The sequence below is a fragment of the Streptomyces sp. NPDC093260 genome, from assembly GCF_040683715.1.
GTDB lineage: Bacteria > Actinomycetota > Actinomycetes > Streptomycetales > Streptomycetaceae > Streptomyces > Streptomyces sennicomposti.
In genome coordinates this window covers 45,096-68,022 of sequence record NZ_JBFBEK010000037.1, presented here as the reverse complement: position 1 = coordinate 68,022, position 22,927 = coordinate 45,096, and the positions used below count along the sequence as shown (strand labels likewise).

18 protein-coding genes are annotated in these 22,927 nt (G+C 73.8%); 14 read left to right on the top strand and 4 right to left on the bottom strand.

Annotated features, from left to right (window positions below; all coding sequences use genetic code 11):
* Positions 1-123: 123 nt before the first annotated feature.
* Positions 124-1,416, bottom strand: a complete 1,293-nt coding sequence (locus AB0N63_RS32525) for a DUF1015 domain-containing protein (protein WP_365534817.1) — start codon at positions 1,414-1,416, stop codon at positions 124-126.
* Positions 1,417-1,489: 73 nt separating this feature from the next.
* Between AB0N63_RS32525 and AB0N63_RS32520 the strand changes: the two genes are divergently transcribed.
* From AB0N63_RS32520 to AB0N63_RS32505, 4 genes are all read left to right on the top strand, one after another.
* On the top strand, positions 1,490-2,518 hold the full coding sequence (locus AB0N63_RS32520) for an HAD hydrolase-like protein (RefSeq protein WP_365534815.1): 1,029 nt from the start codon (positions 1,490-1,492) through the stop codon (positions 2,516-2,518).
* A gap of 157 nt (positions 2,519-2,675) precedes the next feature.
* Entirely contained in the window at positions 2,676-3,719 is a 1,044-nt protein-coding gene (locus tag AB0N63_RS32515) for an iron chelate uptake ABC transporter family permease subunit (protein WP_365534814.1), read from the top strand.
* Positions 3,716-4,807: an iron chelate uptake ABC transporter family permease subunit gene (locus AB0N63_RS32510; RefSeq protein WP_365534811.1), complete on the top strand. Its 1,092-nt coding sequence runs from the start codon at positions 3,716-3,718 to the stop codon at positions 4,805-4,807. The genes AB0N63_RS32515 and AB0N63_RS32510 overlap by 4 nt, the downstream gene beginning before the upstream one ends.
* Complete coding sequence (locus tag AB0N63_RS32505; protein ID WP_365534809.1) at positions 4,804-5,778, top strand: ABC transporter ATP-binding protein; 975 nt, start codon at positions 4,804-4,806, stop codon at positions 5,776-5,778. Before AB0N63_RS32510 ends, AB0N63_RS32505 begins: the two co-directional genes overlap by 4 nt.
* Here AB0N63_RS32505 and AB0N63_RS32500 read toward each other — a convergent pair.
* Positions 5,762-6,109, bottom strand: a complete 348-nt coding sequence (locus AB0N63_RS32500; RefSeq protein WP_365534806.1) for a sterol-binding protein — start codon at positions 6,107-6,109, stop codon at positions 5,762-5,764. The genes AB0N63_RS32505 and AB0N63_RS32500 overlap by 17 nt on opposite strands.
* Positions 6,110-6,151: 42 nt before the next feature.
* On the opposite strand from AB0N63_RS32500, the gene AB0N63_RS32495 reads away from it, so the two are divergent.
* The 6 genes from AB0N63_RS32495 (at position 6,152) to AB0N63_RS32470 (ending at position 12,483) form a co-directional block, all read left to right on the top strand.
* Positions 6,152-6,505 carry a hypothetical protein gene (locus AB0N63_RS32495; protein ID WP_365534805.1) on the top strand — a complete coding sequence of 118 codons (354 nt, stop codon included), beginning with the start codon at positions 6,152-6,154 and terminating at the stop codon, positions 6,503-6,505.
* 7 nt (positions 6,506-6,512) lie between these two features.
* A complete protein-coding gene (locus AB0N63_RS32490) occupies positions 6,513-7,328 on the top strand; it encodes a TlyA family RNA methyltransferase (RefSeq protein ID WP_365534803.1) in 816 nt (271 codons plus the stop codon).
* Entirely contained in the window at positions 7,325-8,248 is a 924-nt protein-coding gene (locus AB0N63_RS32485; protein ID WP_365534801.1) for an NAD kinase, read from the top strand. Before AB0N63_RS32490 ends, AB0N63_RS32485 begins: the two co-directional genes overlap by 4 nt.
* Positions 8,249-8,506: 258 nt before the next feature.
* Positions 8,507-10,249: a DNA repair protein RecN gene (gene recN / locus AB0N63_RS32480; RefSeq protein WP_365534799.1), complete on the top strand. Its 1,743-nt coding sequence runs from the start codon at positions 8,507-8,509 to the stop codon at positions 10,247-10,249.
* 19 nt (positions 10,250-10,268) lie between these two features.
* Positions 10,269-11,018: a hypothetical protein gene (locus tag AB0N63_RS32475; protein WP_365534797.1), complete on the top strand. Its 750-nt coding sequence runs from the start codon at positions 10,269-10,271 to the stop codon at positions 11,016-11,018.
* Positions 11,019-11,337: 319 nt separating this feature from the next.
* Positions 11,338-12,483, top strand: a complete 1,146-nt coding sequence (locus tag AB0N63_RS32470) for a glycosyltransferase family 4 protein (RefSeq protein WP_365534795.1) — start codon at positions 11,338-11,340, stop codon at positions 12,481-12,483.
* A 29-nt stretch (positions 12,484-12,512) separates the two neighbouring features.
* Here AB0N63_RS32470 and AB0N63_RS32465 read toward each other — a convergent pair whose 3' ends face one another.
* Positions 12,513-14,144, bottom strand: a complete 1,632-nt coding sequence (locus AB0N63_RS32465; RefSeq protein WP_365534792.1) for a PucR family transcriptional regulator — start codon at positions 14,142-14,144, stop codon at positions 12,513-12,515.
* A gap of 295 nt (positions 14,145-14,439) precedes the next feature.
* Positions 14,440-16,242: a glycoside hydrolase family 15 protein gene (locus AB0N63_RS32460; protein WP_365534823.1), complete on the bottom strand. Its 1,803-nt coding sequence runs from the start codon at positions 16,240-16,242 to the stop codon at positions 14,440-14,442.
* Positions 16,243-16,768: 526 nt separating this feature from the next.
* Between AB0N63_RS32460 and AB0N63_RS32455 the strand changes: the two genes are divergently transcribed.
* The 4 genes from AB0N63_RS32455 (at position 16,769) to ald (ending at position 22,749) form a co-directional block, all read left to right on the top strand.
* Positions 16,769-18,436: a CTP synthase gene (locus AB0N63_RS32455; protein WP_365534821.1), complete on the top strand. Its 1,668-nt coding sequence runs from the start codon at positions 16,769-16,771 to the stop codon at positions 18,434-18,436.
* Between the two features lie 110 nt (positions 18,437-18,546).
* On the top strand, positions 18,547-19,173 hold the full coding sequence (locus AB0N63_RS32450) for an NUDIX hydrolase (protein ID WP_365534788.1): 627 nt from the start codon (positions 18,547-18,549) through the stop codon (positions 19,171-19,173).
* Between the two features lie 207 nt (positions 19,174-19,380).
* A complete protein-coding gene (locus AB0N63_RS32445; RefSeq protein ID WP_365534785.1) occupies positions 19,381-21,489 on the top strand; it encodes a tetratricopeptide repeat protein in 2,109 nt (702 codons plus the stop codon).
* Positions 21,490-21,624: 135 nt separating this feature from the next.
* Entirely contained in the window at positions 21,625-22,749 is a 1,125-nt protein-coding gene (gene ald, locus AB0N63_RS32440) for an alanine dehydrogenase (protein WP_365534784.1), read from the top strand.
* Positions 22,750-22,927: the final 178 nt, after the last annotated feature.

Genomic DNA, 22,927 nt, shown 5'->3' with positions numbered 1-22,927 from the left:
TCCCGCTGTCCGAGATCCATTCTTTCTCGCATCACCCGCCCCTGTTGTCTCTCCTCTCTACTCTATTCACTTTGCCTTTTCGCGGCGGACCCGATCGGGTCCGCCCCTTCTCCACGTCATGCCTCACAGATCCAGCGCTCGCAGCACCAGCCCCGACGCCGGCTTCGGGCCGAAGGACGTCGACTTGCGGGGCATCGTGACGCCCTGGCGGGCCAGGTCCCGTACGACCTCCTCGCGCACCGGGTGCATCAGGACGGCCGTGCTGCCGTCGTGCTCCGCCTTCTGCACGGTGGCCGCCGTGTCGTGGATGTAGGCGATACGGGTCGGGTCGTCCTCCGGGATGTGCCAGACGTGCGCCAGGAGCGTGGCGTGCAGCACCGTCGCGTCCAGGGTGCGCCAGGCCTCCGGCCGGTCGGAGGGGACCGTGCGGGCCAGCAGCGCGGGATCCGGGCGGTCCACCAGGTGGAAGGAGCCGTCGCCGGCGAGCAGGAAGGCGTTGCCCGCGCCCGCCGCCTCCGCGAGCGCGGGCAGGGCGTCGGCCAGCGGCACGTCCAGCCGGCGTACCCGGAACAGGCCGTCCAGGGCGGGCAGCGCCTCCGCCACCGGCAGACCGTGCAGCAGGCGGTGGATGGCGCGTACCCGCAGGGGATAGCGGGCGGTGTCCACGAGCAGGACCAGGCCGTAGTCCCAGGCACTGGGGGAGGGGTGCTCCGCGCGCAGCCGCCGGTACGTCGCCCAGCGGTGGTGCCCGTCGGCGATCAGGGCCTGGTGCTCGACCAGATCCTCCTGGACGGCCGTCACGTCCGAGGGATCGGTGACCGCCCACAGCCGATGGCTGAAACCGTCCTCGGTGGTGGTCGCCAGCAGCGGAGACTGTTCGGCGGTGCGTTCCAGGACCACGGTCGTGGCGGCGGTCGAGCCGTTGCCCCGGTAGGTGAGCAGCAGCGGTTCGAGGTTGGCGCTGGTGGCCCGCATCAGGGCGGCGCGGTCCGCGACGATGTGCGGCATCACGTCCTCGTGCGGAAGCACGACGCCCTCCTCCGGGTCGCAGACGCGCAGCGCGCCGATCAGCCCGCGTTGCAGCATGCCGTCGCCGTCGCGCTGCTCGTAGACGTACAGGCCCGGCTCGCGGTCGGTGGTCAGGACGCCCTCGGACAGCCAGCGGCGCAGGGTGTCGGCGGCCTGCTCGTTGCGGGCGGAGGGGGTGCCGGCCTGGGGCAGGATCAGCCGCACGATGTTGTAGGGGTCGGCGTCCTGGAGGTGGTGCAGGCCGTCCGGGCGGACGACGACGTCATAGGGCGGGGACGTCACCGCGGCCAGGCTGCCGACCCGGTCGGGGTCGTAGCGAAGGCCTCGGAACGGGGTGAGTTCCAGGCCTCGGCGGGGTGTTGCCGGTGTGTGACCTGCTGTGTTCATCCCGGCATCGTACGTGTGTCGGTGGCATGGGGGATGATCGGAGGAAAGCCGGTTTCACGAGGAGCGATGCGTAATGAGCCAGGGCGTCAGGACGAGGCCCGAGGGCAGTGGACAGGCCCTGAGCGAGGCGTACGACACGGCCCTGCTCGATCTGGACGGGGTGGTGTACGCGGGCGGTGACGCCATCGCGCACGCGGTGGACTCGCTGGCCGCCGCCCGCGACGGCGGTATGCGTCTTGCGTACGTCACCAACAACGCGCTGCGCACCCCGGAGGCGGTGGCCGCGCACCTGACCGAGCTGGGCATACCGGCGGCCGGATCGGACGTGGTGACCTCCGCGCAGGCGGTGGCCCGGCTGATCGCCGACCAGGTGCCCGCCGGGGCGCGGGTGCTGGTGGTCGGAGGGGAGGGACTGCGGGTCGCGCTGCGCGAGCGCGGGCTGGAGCCGGTGGAGTCGGCCGACGACGACCCGGCGGCGGTGGTGCAGGGCTACGGCGGGCCGGAGCTGCCCTGGGGGCGGCTCGCGGAGGCCTGCTACGCGGTGCACCGCGGGGTGCCGTGGTTCGCGTCCAACACCGACCTGACCATTCCGGGCGCACGGGGCATCGCTCCGGGCAACGGCGCGGCGGTGGAGGTCGTCCGGATCGCCACGGGCGCCGAGCCGCAGGTGGCGGGCAAGCCGCTGCCGCCCATGCACCGCGAGACGATCCTGCGCACCGGCGCCGAGCGGCCCCTGGTGGTCGGTGACCGGCTGGACACGGACATCGAGGGCGCGTTCAACGGCGGGGTCGACTCGCTGCTCGTGCTGACCGGGGTGACCGACGGGGCGCAGTTGCTCGCCGCGCCGGCGCAGCACCGGCCGACGTATGTCGACGCGGATCTGCGAGGGCTGCTCACCGGGCAGCCGGAGATCACCCGGGAGGGTGACGCTTTCCGGTGCGGCGGGTGGACGGCGACGGCGGGGGCGGACCGGCTGGTCCTCGCCGGCGACGGGCAGCCGCTGGACGGACTGCGCGCGCTGTGCGCGGCGGCGTGGACGGCGGGCGGCGAGGGCGCGTGTGAACTTGACGCGGAGAAGGCCCTGGCGCGACTGGGGTTGTGAGCCCGGTTACGGCCGTGGGCGCATGGGGCCGCCGGGTGCCCGGCGGCCCCATGGGGCGGGAGCGCTCCGGCCGTCGCTCGGAGAGGAGCGCTCCGGCCGTCCCCCGGGACGGGGACGCGGCAGCGGAGGACTGACGAGGGTAGGCTAACCTAACTGCGTGTTGGTCGACAGTCCCCCCGAAGCGCGCGCCGCAGCCGCCGCCACGCCCCCGTCCCGCCGTGGGACGCGAACCGCCGGGCTCGTGCTGTCCGCTGCGGTCCTGGTGCTCGTCGTACTGGTGAGCATCGCCGTCGGGGCCAAGGAGCTGTCCTTGGCCCAGGTCTGGCACGGTCTCTTCCAGGACTCGGGGACGTACGCCGACGTGGTGGTCGGCGAGCGGCTCTCCCGCACGGTCCTCGGGCTGCTCGCCGGGGCCGCCCTCGGGCTGTCCGGGGCGGTGCTCCAGGCGCTCACCCGTAATCCGCTGGCCGACCCCGGGGTCCTCGGCATCAACGCGGGTGCGTCGGCCGCCGTGGTCACCGCCATCACCTACTTCGGCGTGACCAGTCTGAGCGGTTACGTCTGGTTCGCGTTCCTCGGCGCTGCGGCCGTGGGCGCGCTGGTGTGGTTCCTCGGCGGCAGCCGGGGCGCCACCCCCGTCCGGCTCGCGCTGGCCGGGGCCGCCATCGGCGCCGCCCTGTACGGCTATCTCCAGGCCGTGATGATCATGGATGACGCGGCGCTGGGCCGGATGCGCTTCTGGACGGTGGGCTCGCTGGCCTCGGCCACGAACGCCACCATCGTCCAGGTACTGCCGTTCCTGCTGGCCGGCACGCTCCTCGCGCTGCTGCTGGCCCGTCCGCTCAACGCGCTGGCGATGGGCGACGACACCGCCCGCGCCCTCGGCGCCGACCTGAACCGCACCCGGGCGCTGGCGATGCTCGCCGCGACCGTGCTGTGCGGGGCGGCCACCGCAGCCTGCGGCCCGATCGTTTTCGTCGGCCTGATGGTCCCGCACGTCGTGCGTTCCTTCACCGGCCCCGACCTGCGCTGGGTCCTGCCGTACGCCACCGTCCTGTCGCCGGTGCTGCTGCTCGGCGCCGACGTGATCGGGCGGATCGTCGCCCGCCCGGCCGAGGTCCAGGTCGGGGTGGTCACCGCGATCATCGGCGGCCCGGTGTTCATCCTGCTCGTACGGCGGCGGAGGACGGCCCAGCTGTGAAGACCGCACACCCCTCGCGCACCGCGCACTCCCCTGGCGCCGAGCGCCCCCCGCGCACCGCACGGGCCGTCCGCACCCCGGGCGGGCTCTCCCTCCGCGTGGACGTTCGGGCGTTCACCGTCGTCGTCCTGCTGGCGCTGGCCGCGCTCGCCGCGAGCGTGCTGCTGATCGGCACCGGCGACTTCCCCATCTCCTCCTCCGACGTGCTCAGGACACTCGTCGGACAGGGCGAGCCCGGACAGGAATTCATCGTCCGGGACCTGCGGCTGCCGCGCGTCCTGGTCGGCCTGCTGGTCGGCGCCTGCCTCGGGCTCGGCGGCGCGCTGTTCCAGTCCGTCGCGCGCAATCCGCTCGGCAGCCCGGACGTGCTCGGCCTCTCCCAGGGGGCGTCGGCCGGCGCGCTCGTCGTCATCGTCCTGTCCTCCGGCGGCGCCACCGCCGTCACCTTCGGCGCGCTCGCCGGCGGCCTGGTCACCGGGCTGGCGATCTACTTCCTCGCCTGGAAGCAGGGCGTACACGGCTACCGGCTGGTCCTGGTCGGCATCGGCGTCAACGCCGTCGTCACCGCCGTCAACGGCTACCTCATCACCAAGGCCGACTTCGTGGACGCGGCCCGCGCCGTCGTCTGGATGAGCGGCTCGCTCAACGGCCGCGACTGGACCCAGGTGCGGCCGCTGCTCGCGCTGGGCGCGGTACTCCTGCCGCTGGTCCTCGCCAACGCGCGCGGACTGCGGATGCTGGAGATGGGCGACGACACGGCCTACGCCCTCGGTGTGCGCGTCGAACGGGTACGCCTGCTGCTGATGGGCTCCGCCGTGCTGCTCACCGCCGCCGCCACGGCCGCCGCGGGCCCCGTCTCCTTCGTCGCCCTGACCGCGCCGCAGCTCGCGAGGCGGCTGACCCGCTCACCCGGCCCCAACCTCGTGCCCTCCCTGTGCATGGGCGCCACCCTGCTGGTCGTCGCCGACTGGGCCTCGCAGCGCGTCTTCGGCGCCGACCAACTGCCCGTCGGCGTGGTCACCGGCGCCCTCGGCGGCGTCTACCTGCTGTGGCTGCTGGTCACCGAACGCAGGAAGGGCCGGATATGAGCGCCCGGGGCGCGACGGCGCCCGTGACGAGCGCCCCCGGCAGGAAGGCGCTCGTCACGGGCGCCCGCACCACCGCAGTGAACGATCCGAGGAGCACCGTGAGCCGCCTGTCCGCCGAGAACGTCACCCTCGCCTACGACCAGCGGGTGATCGCCGAACAGCTGTCGGTGGAGATCCCCGACAACTCCTTCACGGTGATCGTCGGTCCCAACGCGTGCGGCAAGTCCACCCTGCTGCGCGCGCTGTCGCGGATGCTCAGGCCCACCGAGGGCCGGGTGCTGCTGGACGGGCAGGTCATCCAGTCGATGCCGGCCAAGAAGGTCGCCCGCACCCTCGGGCTGCTGCCGCAGTCCTCGATCGCGCCGGACGGCATCACCGTCGGCGACCTGGTGGGCCGCGGCCGCTACCCGCACCAGGGCATCCTGCGCCAGTGGTCGGCCGAGGACGAGCGGGTCGTCCGGGAGTCCATGGAGCGCACCGGCATCGCCCGGCTCGCCGAGCGGTACGTCGACGAGCTGTCCGGCGGCCAGCGCCAGCGGGTGTGGATCGCCATGGCGCTCGCCCAGCAGACGCCGCTGCTGCTGCTGGACGAGCCGACGACGTACCTGGACATCCAGCACCAGATCGACGTCCTGGACCTGTGCGCCGAGCTGCACGAGGAGCAGGGGCGCACGCTGGTGGCCGTGCTGCACGACCTCAACCACGCCGCCCGCTACGCCACCCACCTCGTCGCCCTGCGCGAGGGCCGGGTCGTCGCCGAGGGCGCGCCGGACGACGTCGTCACCGCCGGACTGGTGGAGGAGGTCTTCGGGCTGCGCTGCCAGGTGATCGAGGACCCCGAGACCGGGACGCCGCTGGTGGTGCCGGCGGCGCGCACGGCCCGGTCGGGCGCGCGAAAGGGCAGAGCGACGAAGACCGCCGGGAAGGCCGGGGCCGAGGAGAACGCCGCCGTCGCTACAGAAGCTTCCTGAGCCGGAACAGGTCCAGCAGGCCCGCCTCCAGCCTCACCCGGCCCGCGCCCCAGGCGGTGGCGAAGTTCAGCGCGCCGCCGACCAGCGCGACCAGGTCGTCGCCGCTCATGGCGAGCCGTATCTGCGCCTTCTCGGGCGGCGGCCCCGGCACGGTGTCGCGCACGTCGATACGGCGGCCGGTGAGGCGGCCGACGAAGGTGACGTCGAGGTCCGTGATGTGGCAGCTGACCGAGCGGTCGAGCGCCGCCGCGTCGCGCACGTCCCCGTCGGCGTTCGCCATGTTGTCCGAGAGCTTCTCGAGTGCCGCGCGGCACTCCTCGATCGTGGCCATCGCGACCGACGGTACCCCAGGGCTTCGCGGTAGCGTCGGGGCATGAACGACTCTGTGACCGGGACGGAGGTCCCGCCGCACCCGGCGGACGGCCGCGCGCCGACCGGCCGGGGCCGCCCGGACCCCGAACCGGGCCTCCCCGGGGCCGATGCCGGCCTGCCGGATCCCGACTGCGGCCCCGCCGCGCCCGCCCCGCTGGACGTGCCCCGCACCTCCACCGGCGACCCCGGCGTCGACGCGGCCCTGGAGCGGCTCGGCGACGCCGACCACCTCGCCACCGACGGGCATGCGGCGGTGTACGAGGATGTACACCGGGGGCTGCGCGACGCGCTCACCGCGCTCGACGCCCGCCCGGGCTCCCCGGCCCCCGCACCGCCGTACCGACACAGGAGCTGAACAGAACGTGGCAGGAGTCGCACGTCGCCGTCTCGACGCGGAGCTGGTCCGCCGCAAGCTGGCGCGCTCGCGCGAGCACGCCAGCCAGCTGATCGCCGCCGGCCGGGTCACCGTCGGCAGGACCGTCGCGACCAAGCCCGCCACCCAGGTGGAGACCGCCGCCGCCATCGTCGTCCAGACCGACGACAGCGACCCCGACTACGTCTCGCGCGGCGGCCACAAACTGGCCGGAGCCCTCGACGCCTTCGTACCGCAGGGGCTCGTCGTCCGAGGGCGGCGGGCGCTGGACGCCGGCGCGTCCACCGGCGGCTTCACCGATGTGCTGCTGCGCGCGGGCGCCGCCCACGTCGTCGCCGTCGACGTGGGATACGGACAACTCGCCTGGTCTCTCCGACAGGATGAACGCGTCACCGTCAAGGACCGTACGAACGTACGTGAGTTGACGCTCGAGGCGATCGACGGAGAACCTGTGGACCTTGTCGTGGGCGACCTGTCCTTCATCCCGCTCGGACTGGTGCTGCCCGCCCTGGTGCGGTGCGTGCGGCCGGACGCCGACCTGGTGATGATGGTCAAGCCGCAGTTCGAGGTGGGGAAGGAGCGGCTGGGCAGCGGGGGTGTCGTACGGAGTCCGCAGCTGCGGGCGGAGGCCGTGCGGGGCGTGGCGGGCAGGGCGTGGGAGCTGGGGCTCGGGGTGCAGGGTGTCACCGCGAGTCCGCTGCCCGGACCCTCCGGCAACGTCGAGTACTTTCTGTGGCTGCGTGCCGGGGCGCCCGCCCTGGACCCGGCCGATGTTGACCGTGCAGTGGCGGAGGGGCCGCGTTGACACAGACTCAGGCTCGGACACAGACCCGGGCGCGTACCGTTTTCCTGCTGGCGCACACCGGGCGACCGGCGGCCGTGCGCAGTGCCGAACTGGTGGTCAAGGGACTGCTGCGCTCCGGGATCGGCGTACGCGTACTGGAGGCGGAGGCGTGCGACCTGCCGCTGCCGGGCGAGGTGGAGCTGGTCGCCGAGGCCACACCGCAGTGCCTGGACGGGTGCGAGCTGCTGATCGTGCTCGGCGGTGACGGCACGCTGCTGCGCGGCGCCGAGTTCGCCCGCGCCTCCGGGGTGCCGATGCTCGGCGTGAACCTCGGGCGGGTCGGGTTCCTCGCCGAGGCCGAGCGTGACGACCTCGACAAGGTCGTGGACCGGGTGGTGTCCCGGGCCTACGAGGTCGAGGAGCGCATGACCGTCGACGTCGTCGTGCACCGCAACGGCGACATCGTGCACACCGACTGGGCGCTGAACGAGGCGGCCGTGCAGAAGGTGTCCGCCGAGCGGATGCTGGAGGTCGTGCTGGAGATCGACGGCCGGCCGGTCACCGGGTTCGGCTGCGACGGGATCGTGTGCGCCACCCCGACCGGCTCCACCGCCTACGCCTTCTCGGCCGGCGGCCCCGTGGTGTGGCCGGAGGTGGAGGCGCTGCTCATGGTGCCGATCAGCGCCCACGCCCTGTTCGCCAAGCCCCTGGTCACCTCGCCGGACTCGGTGCTGGCCGTGGAGGTGCTGCCGCACGTCCCGCCGGGCGTGCTGTGGTGCGACGGGCGGCGCACGGTGGAGCTGCCGCCGGGGGCGCGCGTGGAGGTGCGGCGGGGCGCCGTGCCGGTGCGGCTGGCCCGGTTGCACCACGCCTCGTTCACCGACCGCCTGGTCGCCAAGTTCGCCCTGCCGGTCTCCGGCTGGCGCGGGGCGCCCCACTAGGGCGTGTGTTCGAAAACGGCGTCGTCCGCCCGAAGGGGGCCCGCGGTGTCCGGTGCGGTGGATCGCAAGGCGGAGGGCCGCCCGCGTGCTGGGCGTACGCGGGCGGCCCCGGCAACGCGGCCAGGCGCCGTGCAGGCGTCGCGGCCGGACGGGACTTGCGAAACACGCTCTGGCATCCGCCGGTCGCGGGGGCGGGCGGAGCAGGGCGACCGTCCCCCTCGGGCGGGGCGGCGTCGCACGAGGCGGCCAAAACCTCGTATGGTCGTCGTCGTGTTGGAGGAGATGCGGATACGGTCGCTCGGGGTGATCGACGACGCGGTCGTCGAGCTGTCACCCGGCTTCACCGCCGTCACGGGCGAGACCGGTGCGGGCAAGACCATGGTGGTCACCAGTCTGGGGCTGCTGCTGGGCGGGCGCGCCGATCCGGCGCTCGTGCGGATCGGGGCCGGCAAGGCCGTCGTGGAGGGCCGGGTGGCCGTGCCGCCGGGCGCCGCCGCGGTCGTCCGGGCCGAGGAGGCCGGCGCCGAGCTGGACGACGGGGCGCTGCTGATCAGCCGTACCGTCTCCGCCGAGGGGCGCTCCCGGGCGCACCTCGGCGGGCGGAGCGTGCCCGTGGGGCTGCTCGCCGAACTCGCCGACGACCTGGTGGCCGTGCACGGCCAGACCGACCAGCAGGGCCTGCTCAAGCTCAGCCGGCAGCGCCAGGCCCTCGACCGGTACGCGGGCGACGCCGTCGCCGTGCCGCTGGCCAAGTACACCGGGGCCTACAAGCGGCTGCGCGCGGTGGTCGCCGAGCTGGAGGAGATCACCACGCGCGCGCGGGAGCGGGCCCAGGAGGCCGACATGCTCCGCTACGGCCTGGAGGAGATCGCCGCCGTCGAGCCGCGCGCCGGGGAGGACGCGGAGCTGGCCGAGGAGGCCGAGCGGCTCGGCCACGCCGAGGCGCTGTCGTCCGCGGCGACGGTCGCGCACGCCGCTCTCGCGGGCAACCCGGAGGACCCCGAGGGCATCGACGCGGCCACCCTCGTCGCGGGCGCCCAGCGGGCCCTGGAGGCGGTGCGCGCCCACGACCCGGCCCTGTCGGACCTCGCCGACCGGATCGGGGAGATCGGCATCCTGCTCGGCGACGTGGCGGGCGAGCTGGCCGGGTACGCCGACGACCTGGACGCCGACCCGCTGCGGCTGGCGGCCGTGGAGGAGCGGCGGGCCGCGCTGACCGGGCTGACCCGCAAGTACGGCGAGGACGTGAACGCCGTGCTCGCGTGGGCCGAGCACAGCGCCGCCCGGCTGACCGAACTCGACTCCGACGACGAGCGGATCGGGGAGCTGACGGCCGAGCGGGACGCGCTGCGGGCCGAGCTGGGCGGCCTGGCGCAGGCGCTGACGGACGCCCGCACGGAGGCCGCCGAGCGGTTCGCGGCCGCCGTGACCGCCGAGCTGGCCTCGCTGGCCATGCCGCACGCGCGCGTGTCGTTCGACATCCGCCAGACCGAGGACCCGGAGGGCGTGGAGGTCGGAGGGCGGACCGTCGCCTACGGTCCGAACGGCGTCGACGAGGTCGAACTGCTGCTCGCCCCGCATCCGGGCGCGCCGCCCCGGCCGATCGCCAGGGGCGCCTCGGGCGGTGAGCTGTCGCGTGTGATGCTCGCCGTCGAGGTGGTCTTCGCGGGCACCGACCCGGTGCCGACGTACCTGTTCGACGAGGTCGACGCGGGCGTCGGCGGCAAGGCGGCCGTGGAGATCGGGCGGCGTCTGGCGAAGCTCGCCAGGACCGCGCAGGTCGTCGTGGTCACCCATCTGCCCCAGGTCGCCGCCTTCGCCGACCGGCAGCTGCTGGTGGAGAAGACGAACGACGGGTCGGTGACCCGGTCGGGCGTGAAGGTGCTGGAGGGCGAGGAGCGGGTCCGGGAACTGTCCCGGATGCTGGCCGGCCAGGAGGACTCCGAGACCGCCCGCGCCCACGCCGAGGAACTGCTGGCCACCGCCCGGGCCGATCTGTAGGGATGCGTAGGGTGGCGGGATGATCGTCCGTCCCTCCGCCTCGCTCGCCCTGTCCGCCGGTCTCACCCGGGCCTTCGCCGCCGCGCTGCGCGCCGCGCCGCCCGGCGGCCGCGGGCGCTGGGAGCGGACCAACCACGCGGGCCGGACCGTCGGGCTGTACGCCGGGCCCGCGACCGCGCTCGGCGCTGCGCTCGCAGCCGGGCGGATACGGCCGGCCGCCGCTCTCGCGGTGCTGGCCGCCGGCGCCTGCGGCGCCTACGACGACGTGGCCGGGGCGGGCGACCCGCGGCGCGGGTTCCGCGCCCACCTCACGGCCCTGCGCGACGGCGAGGTCACCAGCGGCGCGGTCAAGCTGTTCGGGATCGGCGCCGCCGCCCTGGCAGCCGGGGCGGCGCTGGAGGAACGGCCCGTTGACAAGGTGCTCGCGGGCGTGGTGATCGCCGGGGCCGCGCACGCCGTGAACCTGGTCGATCTGCGGCCCGGCCGTGCCGCCGGTGCGGTCCTCGCGCTCGCGGCGCCCGGACTGCTGCGGCGCGGGCCAGGGGCCGGACTGTCCGCCGTCGCCGCCGGGGCCGCCGCCGCGGTCCTGCCCGGAGACCTGGGGGAGAGCGAGATGCTCGGCGACGCCGGGGCGCACGCCCTGGGCGCGGCGCTCGGCGCGGCGGCCGTGGTGTGCAACGGGCGCGCCGGGCTGGTCGCCCACGCCGCCGCGGTGGTCGCCGCCGCCGTGTGCGGCGACCGGGTGAGCCGGCTCGCCCGCGCCATCTGAGCACCCGGCGCACGCGCCCCAAGCACCTCACATTCACTCATGTGGGTGACCTGGCGCACCGTGTCGGACCGTCACCGAGCGCTTTCCGCCATCCGTCGGCGCCGGAACACCCGTGCGTACTGGCATCCTTGAGGAGGAGGCGGCCCGCCGAGCGGACGCGCGCGGTCCGGCCCTCGGCTCGCGACCTTCCGCACGATCTTCGGTACGTTTCCCCGTGACCGACCGACGCCGCACCCGCCGGCGTCAGGCCGGCCGAGCCGCCCCGACGCCGAACCGACCGGCGCCGACCGTCCCACGCCGAACCAGGAGCCCCGGCAGCGTGAGCCCCGTGACCAGCCACGTAACGCACGGTCAGTCGCCGCTGCGCACCGTGCAGGTGCTGGGCGGCGGCAACGCCGGAAGCAGCGCGCACGTGCGCTCGCTGACCGCCGGGCTGGTCGCCAGGGGCGTACGCATCACGGTGTGCGCCCCCGACCACGTCGAGCGCGCCTACGGCTTCACCGCGGCCGGTGCCGAGCACGTCCACGTGCCGCGCAGCAGCGACCCGGTGTCCGTGGCCGCGCTGCGCACCGCCTGCGCGGGCGCCGACCTGGTGCACGCGCACGGACTGCACGCCTCCTTCCGGGCGGCGCTCGCCCTCAGCGGCCGCCCCACCCCGCTCGTCGTCACCTGGCACAACCACACCCACGCCGACGGACCCCGCGCGCACCTGCTGCGCCTGCTGGAGCGGCGTGCGGTCAAGGCCGCCACCGTCGTGCTCGGCACCACCTCGGAGCTGGTCGACCGGGCCCGGCGCAGGGGCGCGCGCGACGCCCGGCTCGCCGCCGTCGCCGTGCCCCGCCCGCACACAGCCCCCGCCCGCCCGGACCGCCCCGGCGCCAAGGTGCGCGCCGAACTCGGCGCCACCGGACGGCCGTTGCTCATCACCGTCGCCTCCCTCGACCCGCACCGCGGCCATGAACTGCTGTTGGACGCCGCCCGCGCCTGGCGCACCGCCGAACCCGTGCCGCTGGTCGTCGTCGCGGGCGAGGGACCGCTGCGCCCGGTGCTGCAACGGCGGATCGAGGGCGAGGGGCTGCCGGTGCGGCTGATCGGCCGCCGCGACGACGTCGCCGAACTCCTCGCCGCCGCCGACCTCGCGCTGCTGCCCGGCAGCTGGGAGGCCCGCTCCGTGCTCGCGCAGGAGGCCCTGCACGCACGCGTGCCGCTGGTCGCCGCGCGCACCGGCGGGATCGCCGAACTCGTCGGCGACGCCGCCGAACTCGTCCCGCACGGCGACGCGGAGGCGTTCGCCGCCGCCGTCCTGCGGCTGCTCGGCGATCCCGAACGCCGCCGGAGACTGGGGGAGGCGGGCGCCCTTCAGGCGGCCACCTGGCCCACCGAGGACGAGACGGTCGCCCAAGTGCTGAGTGTCTACGACGAGTTGACCCAGCCCCGGCCGTTCGGCCAGCGGTTCGTCACCTGACCCGCCGGGCCGGTTGCCCGAAGCACGGCTCAGGGCACGTGCCGGCGGGCGCGCAGGGCGAGGCTGAGGGCCAGCACCGTCTGCGGGTCGTCAAGGTCGGTGCCCAGCAACTCCCCGATCCGGGCAAGGCGGTTGTAGAGCGTCTGCCGGTTCAGATGCAGCTCGCGCGCCGTCTCCGCCTTGCGGCCCGCGTGCGCCAGATACGTCTGGAGCGTGGGCAGCAGCGGCGGCTTGGACCGGTTGTCGTGGTCGCGCAGTGGCCCGATCGCCCGGTCCACGAAGGCCGCCAGGTCCGGATGGTCGCGCAGCCGCCACAGCAGCAGATCGATGTCGAGGCGGCGGGCGTCGTACCAGGGCCGCTCCGGCAGGCCCTGCGCCGCCGTCGCCGTCTCCGCCGCGTGCCGCAGCCCCGCCGAGGCCGCCGCCCAGCCGCCCGCCACCCCGACCACCACCACCGGGGGCTGAGCACCCGGCCGGTGCATCCCGGCCCGCTCCACCCCGGCCCGCAGCGCCGCCGCGACCCGATCGGCCACCGCCGCCCGCTCCGTCTCCGCCCGCAGCCCGACCAGCAGTGGCACCCGGCCCTCGACCGGCCGCACGCCCAGCAGCACCGGCACGCCCACCGCGGCCAGCTCCTCGGCGACCGCGCGGGCCAGCACCGCCCAGCCGCCGCCGGGCGCGAGGGTGTCGCCGAGCCGCATCACCACGGGCAACAGGGGGCTCGCGCCCGGCTTGAAACCGAGGACGCGGGCCTGTGCCGGGGCGTCCTCGGCGGTGATCCGGCCCTCGGCGAGGTCGGTGAGGAAGTCGCCGCGGCCGCGTGCCGCCAGCTCCTCCTCCTGCCGGGCCTGCATCAGCACCACGGCGAGGATGCCGGCAGCGCGCTCGGCGGCCATCCGGTGCACCGGGGCGAGCGCGGCGCGCACCGGCAGCAGGACGAGCCGGGCGCGCACCGAGCCGGTGCCCGGGCCGCCGCCGGGCACGTCCACCAGGACCGAGCCGGCCGGCGGCGGGGTGTCCTTGTGCTGGCCGCGCAGGCCCTCCCAGACCTGGAGCGGGTCGGCCCCCTCGGGTCCGGGGCCGGCCGCGTACAGCAGCCGCCCGTCCGGGGTCTCCAGGAAGACCGGGTTGCCGGCGGCGCCGGCCAGGACGGCCAGCACCTGGGGGACCCCTCCGCCGCCGAGCAGTGCCTCGGTGCAGCGGCGGTGCACCTCCTCGGCGCGTTGCAGAAGGGCGTAGTGGCCGTTGACGATCTCCGTGTGGATCTCCTCGGTGACCGTCACGAACGGCACCTCCCGGTGCAGCTGGACGAGGGGGAGACCTGCGGTGCGGGCCGTGTCCACGAGGGTGGCCGGGAGGCGGGTGAAGCGGGGCCCCAGCTCCACGACGAGGGCGGCGATGCCGCGGTCGGCGAGGGTGCGGACGAAGGCGCGCTGGTCGGCGGGGCGGGTGCCGAGGCCGTAGCCGGTGGTGAGGAGGAGTTCGCCGCCCTTGAGGAGGGAGGCGATGTTGGGGACCTCGCCGGCGTGCACCCAGCGGACGGTGCGGGTGAGGCGGTCCGCGCCCGCCAGGATCTCTGGGAGGCCGCTGCGGAGGCCGGGGAGTTCGAGGGCGCGCTGGACTGTGATGCCGGCGCCCTCGGTGTCTGGTCGAGGGTCCATGAAAGCGGACGCTACCTGCAAGTTTGTCGGCTTGGGAGTTCTCGGGTGGCTGGAGCGTTCTGGGCGCGGGGAGGCTGGGGGTGGCGACCGGGGGGCGGGTGCCCACAAGCTTGGGGCGGCCGTGGGGCGGGGTGCGCTCGCCCCGCTTGAAGGGGGTGCCGCTGCGCCCGCCCGTGCCGCCCCCCCGGGGGGCCTCCCAGGCCCTTGAGGCACCAGGGAGGCACGACCGCCCGCAGCTATGGGTAAAACCCTGTCGCCGCCTGCGGCTGCCCACCCGTAGCCGCAGGCGGCGCGTTCAGCCTCCGTACGCCCCGCTCGCCGTCAGGCGGAGGGCCGTGTCGATCAGGGGGACGTGGCTGAAGGCCTGGGGGAAGTTGCCCACCTGGCGCTGGAGGCGCGGGTCCCATTCCTCGGCCAGCAGGCCCAGGTCGTTGCGGAGCGAGAGCAGCTTCTCGAACAGTTTGCGCGCCTCGTCCACCCGGCCGATCATCGCCAGGTCGTCGGCCATCCAGAACGAGCACGCGAGGAACGCGCCCTCGTCGCCGGGCAGGCCGTCCACGCCCGCGTGGTCGCCGTCGGTCGGGTAGCGCAGGATGAAACCGTCCGTGGTGGACAGCTCGCGCTGGATCGCCTCGATGGTGCCGATGACCCGCTTGTCGTCCGGCGGCAGGAAGCCCATCTGCGGGATCAGCAGCAAGGACGCGTCCAGCTCGCGGGAGCCGTAGGACTGCGTGAAGGTGTTGCGCTCCTTGTCGTACCCCTTCTCGCACACGTCCCGGTGGATCTCGTCGCGCAGTTCCTTCCAGCGCTCCAGCGGCCCGTCGACGTCGCCGGACTCCATCAGCTTGATCGTGCGGTCCACCGCGACCCACGCCATGACCTTGGAGTGCACGAAGTGGCGGCGCGGCCCGCGCACCTCCCAGATGCCCTCGTCCGGCTCCTGCCAGTGCTTCTCCAGGTAGCGGATCAGCTTCAGCTGGAGCAGGGAGGCGTAGTCGTTGCGCGCGAGACCCGTCATGTGGGCCAGGTGCAGGGCCTCGGTGACCTCGCCGTAGACGTCCAGCTGGAGCTGGTGCGCCGCGCCGTTGCCCACCCGGACCGGGGCGGAGTCCTCGTAGCCGGGCAGCCAGTCCAGCTCCGCCTCGCCGAGTTCGCGCTCGCCGGCGATGCCGTACATGATCTGGAGGTTCTCCGGGTCGCCCGCGACCGCGCGCAGCAGCCACTCGCGCCAGGCACGGGCCTCCTCGCGGTAGCCGGTGCGCAACAGCGAGGACAGGGTGATCGCCGCGTCGCGCAGCCAGGTGTAGCGGTAGTCCCAGTTGCGCACGCCGCCGATGTCCTCCGGCAGGGAGGTGGTCGGGGCGGCGACGATGCCGCCGGTGGGGGCGTAGGTCAGGGCCTTCAGCGTGATCAGGGAGCGGACCACGGCCTCGCGGTAGGGGCCGTGGTACGTACAGTGCCCGACCCACTCGCGCCAGAACTCCTCCGTCGCCTCCAGCGACTGCTCCGGCTCGGGCACCGGCGGCGGCTCCTTGTGCGAGGGCTGCCAGGAGATGGTGAAGGCGATCCGGTCACCGGGAGCGACGGTGAAGTCCGCGTACGTGGTGAGCGACTTGCCGTAGGTCTCCTCCGGTGTGTCGAACCACACGGAGTCCGGGCCGGCCACCGCCACCGTGCGCGTCTCGTGCCGGTGCACCCAGGGCACGATCCGGCCGTAGGAGAAGCGCATGCGCAGGGTCGAGCGCATCGGGACCCGGCCGGTGACGCCCTCCACGATGCGGATCACCTGCGGGGCGCCGTCGCGCGGGGGCATGAAATCGGTCACCCGGACCGTACCGCGCGGGGTGTCCCACTCCGATTCCAGGATCAGCGAGTCGCCGCGGTAGGTGCGCCGGGTGGCCGCGGGCGGCTCGGAGCCGGCCGGGTACGCGGGGCCGAGCCGCCAGAAGCCGTGCTCCTCGGTGCCCAGCAGACCGGCGAAGATGGCATGCGAGTCGAAGCGGGGCAGGCACAGCCAGTCGACCGTGCCGTCCCGGCAGACCAGGGCAGCGGTCTGCATGTCTCCGATGAGTGCGTAGTCTTCGATGCGCCCGGCCACGTGCAACTCCAGTCGAACGGCCACGTCACCCCGCAAATGGGGGCTGTCGCTTGGTGAGGTCAAGGGGTCGTTGTAATGCGACGTCGAGCGGTGAGGCAAACCGCCGGCCGTGGGGGCACGACGACGGACCTTGCTCAAACCATTGCTCAACGAACTGACGAGCTCTCGTTGTTCCGGTGTGTACGGGCGGGGGTGGTGCCGTCTTTCCGGTCCTGCTCGGCAGCGAGTGTCCGAGCAGGATACGACGCACGTACCTGATCCGCGTGCCGCTCCGGACAACCCGCCTGTGCCGAACGGGTGAGCGCCGGGTGAGGAGCCCGTGGCCGCCACGCACCGCTGACGACGCGTGTGCGGAGGGTGGCCGGAGGCCCTACCCGTCCGGCGCTGATACCCTGGTAGCCCGTGGACCGGTGGGCTCGAAACCCCCGAACCGCAGCGACGGCGCCTCAGCCGGAAAACCCGGGTTCCCCGGGCCGGACCGCCGTACCGCACGACAATTCGCGACCACGGGAGCCCCCTCTTGGCCATGCCGCCCGCTGCTTTTCGAAACAGCACAGCCACGACGACCAAGCACATCTTCGTCACCGGGGGTGTCGCCTCCTCGCTCGGCAAGGGCCTCACCGCCTCCAGCCTGGGCATGCTGCTCAAGGCCCGTGGCCTGCGCGTCGTGATGCAGAAGCTCGACCCGTACCTGAACGTCGACCCGGGCACGATGAACCCCTTCCAGCACGGTGAGGTGTTCGTCACCAACGACGGCGCCGAGACCGACCTGGACATCGGCCACTACGAGCGCTTCCTCGACCGCGATCTGGACGGCTCGGCCAACGTCACCACCGGCCAGGTGTACTCGACCGTGATCGCCAAGGAGCGGCGCGGCGAGTACCTCGGCGACACCGTGCAGGTCATCCCGCACATCACCAACGAGATCAAGCACCGCATCCGGCGCATGGCCACCGACGAGGTGGACGTCGTCATCACCGAGGTCGGCGGCACGGTCGGCGACATCGAGTCGCTGCCGTTCCTGGAGACCGTCCGCCAGGTCCGCCACGAGGTCGGCCGGGACAACGTCTTCGTGGTGCACATCTCGCTGCTGCCCTACATCGGCCCGTCCGGCGAGCTGAAGACCAAGCCCACCCAGCACTCGGTGGCCGCGCTGCGCAACATCGGCATCCAGCCGGACGCCATCGTGCTGCGCTGCGACCGCGAGGTGCCCACCGCCATCAAGCGGAAGATCTCGCTGATGTGCGACGTGGACGAGGCCGCCGTCGTCGCCTGCCCCGACGCCCGCTCGATCTACGACATCCCGAAGGTCATCCACGGCGAGGGCCTGGACGCCTACGTCGTGCGCAAGCTCGACCTGCCGTTCCGGGACGTGGACTGGACGACCTGGGACGACCTGCTCGACCGCGTCCACAACCCCGAGCACGAGATCACCCTCGCCCTGGTCGGCAAGTACATCGACCTGCCCGACGCCTACCTCTCGGTGACCGAGGCGCTGCGCGCCGGCGGTTTCGCCAACAGGGCCCGCGTCAAGATCAAGTGGGTCACGTCCGACGACTGCAAGACCCCGGCCGGGGCCGCGCAGCAGCTCGGCGACGTCGACGGCATCTGCATCCCGGGCGGCTTCGGCGACCGCGGCGTGCTCGGCAAGGTCGGCGCGATCCGCTACGCCCGCGAGAACAGGATCCCGCTGCTGGGCCTCTGCCTGGGCCTGCAGTGCATCGTGATCGAGGCCGCGCGCAACCTGGCCGAGATCTCCGACGCCAACTCCACCGAGTTCGACCCGGCCACCGGCCACCCGGTGATCTCCACCATGGCCGAGCAGCTGGACATCGTGGCCGGTGAGGGCGACATGGGCGGCACCATGCGGCTCGGCATGTACCCGGCCAAGCTGGCCGAGGGCTCCATCGTGCGCGAGGTCTACGACGGCAAGGAGTACGTCGAGGAGCGCCACCGCCACCGCTACGAGGTGAACAACGCCTACCGCGCCGAGCTGGAGAAGAAGGCGGGCATCGTCTTCTCCGGCACCTCCCCGGACGGCAAGCTCGTCGAGTACGTCGAGTACCCGCGCGACGTCCACCCCTACCTGGTCGCCACCCAGGCCCACCCCGAGCTGCGCTCGCGGCCGACCCGCCCGCACCCGCTCTTCGCCGGCCTGGTGAAGGCCGCGGTCGAGCGGAAGACCGTCGGCTGACACACCGGGTTGTACGGTTGCCGGGGTGCGCACCTGCCGAAGGTGGGCACCCCGGTTTCCGTAAGGCGGCGGCAGCCGCGGGCCGTGGGCGCGTGAGGGAAGGACAGGGCATGACGATCAAGGACACCCCGGAGGAGTGGGAGATCCGGGGGAGCGAGACCCCGTTCACAGGGGCCAAGACCTCGGTCCGCACCGACGAGGTGGTCATGCCCGACGGCTCGGTGGCCCGCCGCGACTACCAGGTCCACCCCGGCTCCGTGGCCGTCCTCGCCCTGGACGCCGACGACCGGGTCCTGGTCATCCGTCAGTACCGCCACCCGGTGCGCGAGCGGCTCTGGGAGATCCCGGCCGGCCTGCTCGACGTGCCCGGCGAGAACCCGCTGCACGCCGCCCGGCGCGAGCTGTACGAGGAGGCGCACGTCAAGGCGGAGGACTGGCGGGTGCTGACCGACGTGTACACCACCCCCGGCGGCTGCGACGAGGCCGTGCGGATCTTCCTCGCCCGGGACCTGTCGGAGGCGGAGGGGGAGCGCTTCGCGGCCGAGCACGAGGAGACCGACATGGAGCTGGCCCGGGTGACGGTGGAGGAGCTGGTGCAGGGCGTCCTCGCGGGTGACCTGCACAACAACTGCCTGGTGGTCGGCGTGCTCTCCCTGGTCGCGGCCCGCGGCGGCCCCGGCCTGGACGCCCTGCGCCCGGCCGAGGCGCCCTGGCCGGCCCGGCCCTTCGAGTCCTGACGGCCGGGCCTTCGCGTCCGCGCGGCCCGCACCTTCGCGTCCTGCACGAAGACACCCTCCTTCCGGTGTGACGATCGCTTGATCCGATTGGGCGATGTATCCGCGCCGCCCGTCACGGCACGTCGCAGAGCGTGAACTAGGCTCTGAGGACGCCCGTACCGGAAGATCCGGCGGGCTCGCGCGTGCGGTGGGACGGGAGTGTGGCCCGTGACGGATCAGGCGGTGGACGCAGACGGTGTGACCCTGTCGGGAGCCGACCGGTCACCGACGGCCACGACGAGCGTCTTCCTGGGCCGCACACGGGAGTTGAAGGAGCTGCGCGCCGACATCGAGCGCGCCGGCCTGGACACCATCTCCGGCCGCAAGGCCCCCCGCGCGCGCGTGCTGCTCATCGCCGGCCGCCCCGGCTCCGGCCGCAGCGCGCTCGCCGGGGAACTGGTCCGGCAGGTCGCCGAGCGTTACCCGGACGGGGTGCTGCGCACGCGGCTCACCGAACCCGACGGAGCTCCCGTACCCGTCGAACGCGCCGCCGGCGAACTGCTCGCCGCCCTCGGCCTGCCCGTCCCGCCCGGCGCCGCCGAGGACGAGCTGACCGAGGCGCTGCGCGCCGCCCTCGCCGAGCGCCGGGTGCTGCTCCTGCTGGACGACGCCACCGGCGCCGAACAGGTCGACCCGCTGCTGCCGGACAACGCCGACTGCCTGCTCGTCGCCGTCTCCCGCGGCCCGCTCACCGGCATCGCCGACGTCCGCCCCTGCACCCTCGGCGGCCTGGACGCCAAGTCCGGGGTCGAGCTGCTGGCGCAGCACATCGACCCGGTGCGCATCACGGTGGACCCGCGCGCCGCCGAGTCCCTCGTGGAGGTGTGCCAGGGACAGCCCGCCGCGCTCACCCTGGCCGGCGGCTGGCTCGCCGCCCACCCCAAGGCGGCCGTCTCCGACCTCGCCAAGCAGCTGCACGCCGACCAGGAGGAGGGCGCCGCGCTCGACCGCGTCCTGCGGTTCGCGCACGACTCCCTGCCCGGCTCCGCGGCCCGGGTGCTGCGGCTGCTCGCCCTCGCCCCGGCCGGTGACGTGGACCCGCAGACCGCCTCCGCGCTGGCCGGGTGCTCGCTGGAGAGCGCCCGGGACCTGCTCGACGACTTCACCGGCCTCGGCCTGCTGCGCGCCGTGCCCTCGCCGCTGCCCGCCTACGAGGTGCCCGGCTGTCTGCACCCGGGGCTGCTGGCCCTGGCCGAGCGCCGGGAGCGCCCCGCCGAGCTGCAGCTGGCCCGGGCGCGGATGCTGGAGCGGACCGTACGGCTGCTGCAGTCCTGCCGGGCGATCACCGAGACCGACAGCGAGGAGACCCGCGAACGGCTCAAGAACCTGCCGCCCGGCCTGCGCTTCCCGCACCCGCGGGCCGCCGAGGAGTGGCTGCGCGCCCGCCGGCCCGCCCTGCTCGCCGCCGCGCGGCTCGCGGTCGCCGACGGGGAGCTGGACACCCTGGCCCGCCGGCTGATGTCCCAGCTGGTACGGGCCATGGTCGCCCACCTCGGCACCCAGGCCGCCGCCGGCGACCTCTACGGCGTCCACCGGCTGGTCCTGGACGTGGCCCGGCGCCGCCATCTGCCCCGCGAGCAGGCCGCCGCCCTGCTGAACCTCGCCGATCTCGACGCCCGCACCGGCCGCACCGCAGACGCCCTGGCCCGCTACCGGGCCGCGCTGGACGCCGGACGCGCGGCGAACGACCCGTACGCGACCGGCCGCGCGATGGAATCCGTAGGCGGCGCCCACCAGGAGCTGGGCGACTTCGACCGGGCGGCCGACTGGTTCGGCCGGGCCCTCGCGCAGCGTCTGGCCCGCGACGAACGCGAGGACGCCGCCCGGCTGTACGGCCGGATCGCGACCGCCCACACCTACGCGGGCCGCTACGGCGAGGCGCTGCGCAACTGGCGGGCCGCCGTCGCAGCGCACCGCAAGGCCGGTGATGTCGCCGCCCACGCGCGGGCGTTGAGCGAACTGGCGCGGGTCCAGGAGTACGCCGGACGGCCCGAGGACTGCCTGCGCACCTGCCAGGAGGCCGTCGAGCTGGCCCGCCGCGCCGAGGACGTACGGCTCCAGGCGGCGCTCCAACTGCGGCTCGCCGACACCCTGGAACGGCTCGGCGATCCGGCCGCCGCGGCGCTGCACCGGGGCGCCGCCGAACGTCTGCTCGCCGGCGAGATCCGGCCGTCCGGCGCCGCCGAGGAATCCACGGCGGAGGACGGCCAGGACGGCACATCACAGGAACACGGCGCTAACGCCTGCGAAATCCGCAGCACATCTGCTGAAGATTGATGCAATGAAAGGCTAGACAGCGAGAACGCCTTCATTAAACTGGCTCTGCCGCTCGCTCTCCTGCGGTGTCTCCTGGTATGCCCCCGCATGCCGGGGTACGTCTTGTATTGCCCCACATTCTCTGAGTCAAGGACCGTGATCGACGTGAAGGTCGGCATCCCCCGCGAGGTCAAGAACAACGAGTTCCGGGTGGCCATCACCCCCGCCGGCGTGCACGAGCTGGTGCGCAACGGTCACCAGGTCGTCGTCGAGCGGAACGCCGGCGTCGGCTCCTCGATTCCGGACGCGGAGTACCTGGCCGCCGGCGCCGAGATCCTGGAGACGGCCGACGAGGTCTGGGCCGCCGCCGACCTGCTGCTGAAGGTCAAGGAGCCGGTCGCCGAGGAGTACCACCGCCTCCGCAAGGACCAGATCCTCTTCACCTACCTGCACCTTGCCGCCTCCAAGGAGTGCACGGACGCCCTCCTGGAGTCCGGCACCACGGCGATCGCCTACGAGACCGTCGAGCTGCCGAACCGCGCGCTGCCGCTGCTCGCCCCGATGTCCGAGGTCGCGGGCCGCCTCGCCCCGCAGGTCGGCGCCTACCACCTGATGGCCGCCGCCGGCGGTCGCGGTGTGCTGCCGGGCGGCGTCCCGGGCGTGCCGGCCGGCAAGGCCGTCATCATCGGCGGCGGCGTCTCCGGCTGGAACGCCGCGCAGATCGCCATCGGCCTGGGCTTCCACGTGACCCTGCTCGACAAGGACATCAACAAGCTCAAGGAGGCCGACAAGATCTTCGGTACGAAGATCCAGACCGTCGTCTCCAACGCCTTCGAGCTGGAGAAGGCCTGCCTGGAGGCCGACCTCGTCGTCGGCGCGGTGCTCATCCCGGGCGCCAAGGCCCCCAAGCTGGTCACCAACGAGCTGGTCTCCCGGATGAAGTCCGGAAGTGTCCTTGTCGACATCGCGATCGACCAGGGCGGCTGCTTCGAGGACTCGCACCCGACGACCCACGCCGAGCCGACCTTCAAGGTCCACGGATCGGTCTTCTACTGCGTCGCCAACATGCCCGGCGCGGTGCCCAACACCTCCACCTACGCGCTGACCAACGCCACGCTGCCGTACATCGTCTCGCTCGCCAACAACGGCTGGGTCGAGGCGCTGCGCCGCGACGCCGCGCTCGCCAAGGGTCTCAACACCCATGACGGCAAGGTCGTTTACAAGGAGGTCGCCGAGGCGCACAACCTGGAGCACGTCGCGCTGGAGACCGTGCTCGGCTGACCGCGCGGCCGCGCCGCCGGCCAAGTCCCCAGGGACCACAAGGCGATACGTCAACGTGTGTCGTCAACCCCGCACACCCGGCCGGACCTTGCCCGACAAGGTCCGGCCGGGTGTGTGTATGGTCACTTCGCCGCACTCGGCCAACTCGCCTCGAACGCAACCATTCGACCGATTCACG

Bases quoted from the DNA above. Each gene is read 5' to 3' on its own strand.
- AB0N63_RS32450 (WP_365534788.1), top strand. From the start codon at position 18,547: ATGACGATCAAGGACACCCCGGAGGAGTGGGAGATCCGGGGGAGCGAG.
- AB0N63_RS32520 (WP_365534815.1), top strand. From the start codon at position 1,490: ATGAGCCAGGGCGTCAGGACGAGGCCCGAGGGCAGTGGACAGGCCCTG.
- AB0N63_RS32455 (WP_365534821.1), top strand. From the start codon at position 16,769: ATGCCGCCCGCTGCTTTTCGAAACAGCACAGCCACGACGACCAAGCAC.
- AB0N63_RS32505 (WP_365534809.1), top strand. From the start codon at position 4,804: ATGAGCGCCCGGGGCGCGACGGCGCCCGTGACGAGCGCCCCCGGCAGG.
- AB0N63_RS32500 (WP_365534806.1), bottom strand. From the start codon at position 6,109: ATGGCCACGATCGAGGAGTGCCGCGCGGCACTCGAGAAGCTCTCGGAC.
- recN (WP_365534799.1), top strand. From the start codon at position 8,507: ATGGTCGTCGTCGTGTTGGAGGAGATGCGGATACGGTCGCTCGGGGTG.
- AB0N63_RS32525 (WP_365534817.1), bottom strand. From the start codon at position 1,416: ATGAACACAGCAGGTCACACACCGGCAACACCCCGCCGAGGCCTGGAA.
- AB0N63_RS32495 (WP_365534805.1), top strand. From the start codon at position 6,152: ATGAACGACTCTGTGACCGGGACGGAGGTCCCGCCGCACCCGGCGGAC.
- AB0N63_RS32465 (WP_365534792.1), bottom strand. From the start codon at position 14,144: ATGGACCCTCGACCAGACACCGAGGGCGCCGGCATCACAGTCCAGCGC.
- AB0N63_RS32475 (WP_365534797.1), top strand. From the start codon at position 10,269: ATGATCGTCCGTCCCTCCGCCTCGCTCGCCCTGTCCGCCGGTCTCACC.